Annotated in this window: 2 protein-coding genes; both read left to right on the top strand. The window is 36.0% G+C overall.

Going from position 1 to position 2,798, the window contains the following annotated elements; genetic code table 11:
- Nucleotides 1–520 precede the first annotated feature (520 nt).
- Complete coding sequence (locus tag GVN22_RS26970; protein ID WP_166554108.1) at nt 521–2,137, top strand: ABC-F family ATP-binding cassette domain-containing protein; 1,617 nt, start codon at nt 521–523, stop codon at nt 2,135–2,137.
- 70 nt (nt 2,138–2,207) lie between these two features.
- Nucleotides 2,208–2,660: a hypothetical protein gene (locus tag GVN22_RS26965; RefSeq protein WP_166554107.1), complete on the top strand. Its 453-nt coding sequence runs from the start codon at nt 2,208–2,210 to the stop codon at nt 2,658–2,660.
- Nucleotides 2,661–2,798: the final 138 nt, after the last annotated feature.

The following is a 2,798-nucleotide window of genomic DNA, read 5'->3' as shown; positions in this document are numbered from 1 at the left end:
ATTTTGTTACAGTGTCTCTGTGTTTCTGTGATGCAAAATTAGAAGATTGTTTTTAAAAACACAAACGTTTCAGGAAAAAAAATCTATTTTTTTATGTAAAAACCCTCGTTTTTTCGGCTAATAAAGATGTTTTCTTCATCATAATGCACATAGTAATTATTTATTTTTCAGTTGATTAGTTACATACTAATAAACCCATTATGTTCAGAAAAAAAACATAAAAAAAATTCTTTTGAACCTAAAATATCCAGCATTTAACAACTTTTGAATTCGATTTTGTCAAATTATCCTGCGTGATAAACAAAGTCGAATCAAAAATCATTTAAAACTTTCAGTCCTCCTTACGTCCTAACATTCGTTTTAATTTTATTTCAAAATAGCTACATTTCCAAATCTCCCAACTTTAAAATCTGAGTTGTCAGAATCATTTTGTAATTTTGTACTTTGTTAAGATAATAGAGGCAAAAAATGCCCATTCTTTTGACTTTTATCTCATTTTATAATTCTCATATACTAAGGAATGCTTACCGTATCGAATGTATCACTCCGTTTTGGCAAACGGGTACTTTTTGAAGATGTTAATATTAAATTTACTGAAGGCAACTGTTATGGCTTAATTGGAGCTAATGGTGCTGGCAAGTCAACTTTCTTGAAAATTCTTTCTGGTGAATTAGACTCACAAACAGGGTCTGTTTCTATGAATCCAGGAGAGCGTATGTCCATTTTGAAGCAAAACCACTTCGAATACGAAGAGGTAACTGCGCTTCAAACTGTGATGATGGGAAACAAACGCCTGTACGATATCATGCTTGAGAAAGATGCTATCTACTTGAAAGAAGATTTTACGGAAGAAGATGGTAATCGTGCAGCTGATTTGGAAGCTGAGTTTGCAGAAATGAATGGTTGGGAAGCAGAATCTGACGCAGGAATGTTGTTAGGTGGCCTAGGTATCAAAGAAGACTTGCATTATGTTTTGTTGAAAGACTTAAGCGGATCTGATAAAGTGAAGGTTCTCTTAGCACAAGCGTTGTTTGGTGCACCTGATATTCTTTTGCTTGATGAACCTACCAACAACTTGGACATCGAGTCGATCATGTGGTTGGAAAACTTCTTGCAAAATTTTAAAAATACTGTCATTGTAGTATCCCACGACCGTCACTTCTTGGACAATGTGTGTACTCACATCGCAGACCTTGACTATGGTAAGATTCAATTGTATGGCGGTACTTATACGTTCTGGTACGAATCTTCTCAATTAGCAGCTCGCCAACGTGCTGACCAAAGCAAGAAAAATGATGAGAAACGTAAAGAATTAGAGGAATTTATTCGCCGTTTCTCTGCCAACGTAGCGAAATCGAAGCAAGCAACTGCTCGTCAAAAAATGTTGGATAAATTGAAAGTTGATGACATAAAACCATCTTCTCGTCGTTATCCATTTATCAACTTCAAACCAGAGCGTGAAGCAGGAGATCAGTTATTGACTGTAGAAAACCTTTCGGCGAAGTCTGAAGACGGAACATATTTGTTCAAAGATCTTTCTTTCACGTTAAATAAAGGCGATAAAATGTCGGTGCTTTCTCGCGATTCATTGGCAATTACTGCGCTTTTGGATATCCTAACTGGCGAACGTCAAGCGGATGGCGGTGAATTCAAATGGGGCGTGACTACAACTCAGGCTTATTTGCCAAACGATAACGCCAAATACTTTGCAGATGCAAGTTTAAATTTGGTTGACTGGTTGAGACAATATTCAACAGAAAAAGACGAAAGCTTTATTCGTGGTTTCTTAGGCCGTATGTTGTTTTCAGGAGATGAAGCCTTGAAAAAATGTACAGTGTTATCAGGAGGAGAGAAACAACGTTGTATGTTTAGTCGTATGATGTTGTCTGGAGCCAACGTTTTATTATTTGATGAGCCTACCAACCACCTTGACCTAGAATCGATCACTGCACTGAACAACGGTTTGGTTGATTTTACAGGAACAATGTTGTTTACTTGCCATGACCACCAATTGACTCAAACGGTAGCTACTCGTATGTTAGAAATTGGTCCAAAAGGATTCTTGGATAAGTTGATGACTTTTGACGATTATATCGCTGACGAGAAAGTTAAAGCTCAAAAAGAAACTATTTATTAATATCCCTCGACACGCCTGCTTTTGCAGGCGTGTTTTCTTTAATACATCATTCACAAAAATCCCTGCTCTCATGAAAAATCTATTTATCTGCTTTGCAGTATTGGTAACGTTGTTTTCGTCTTGCAAAAGTAATGACAATCCGACTCCAACTAAAACTAAGACAGAGTACATCTCTGCCAAAACTTGGATTATTGATAATCTTACAGTAAACGGTATCATTATGTTGTACCAAAAAGGTAATACGCAAAACTTGTATGATTTATCGAAAGTAACATTCAATTTAAATAGCAATGGTACCGTTACAGGTACCGATAACAACGGTACTGCTATCACTGGAGGTACGTGGGCGTTTAATTCTGATCAAAGTAAAGTTGTGTTAACAAACGTGACTATTCAAGGTGGACTTGCTCTTTCAGGTGAATTTACGTTAATACAATTGAATGATACAAACTTCGATATTCAAGGAAATGTGAGTTATATGGGACAAACTGGTAATGCGGTTGTTAAAATGATTGCTAAATAACAAATTTTACTTCCTTGAAGATTAGCGACTTATGATTTATTTTAAAAAAAATCACAAAAAATGCTTGTTTGATTTGGGATTTTAAAAACATTCTTCTAATTTTGCAGTCCCGAAACACAGCAACGCTGTCACAAAGGA

Origin of the sequence: Cellulophaga sp. BC115SP (assembly GCF_009905545.1) — a bacterium.
Classification (GTDB): Bacteria; Bacteroidota; Bacteroidia; order Cytophagales; family Spirosomataceae; genus Flectobacillus; species Flectobacillus rivi.
The sequence above is the reverse complement of the archived record's forward strand: the minus strand, read 5'-3'. Positions and strand labels throughout refer to the sequence as shown.

Bases quoted from the DNA above. Each gene is read 5' to 3' on its own strand.
- GVN22_RS26970 (WP_166554108.1), top strand. From the start codon at position 521: ATGCTTACCGTATCGAATGTATCACTCCGTTTTGGCAAACGGGTACTT.
- GVN22_RS26965 (WP_166554107.1), top strand. From the start codon at position 2,208: ATGAAAAATCTATTTATCTGCTTTGCAGTATTGGTAACGTTGTTTTCG.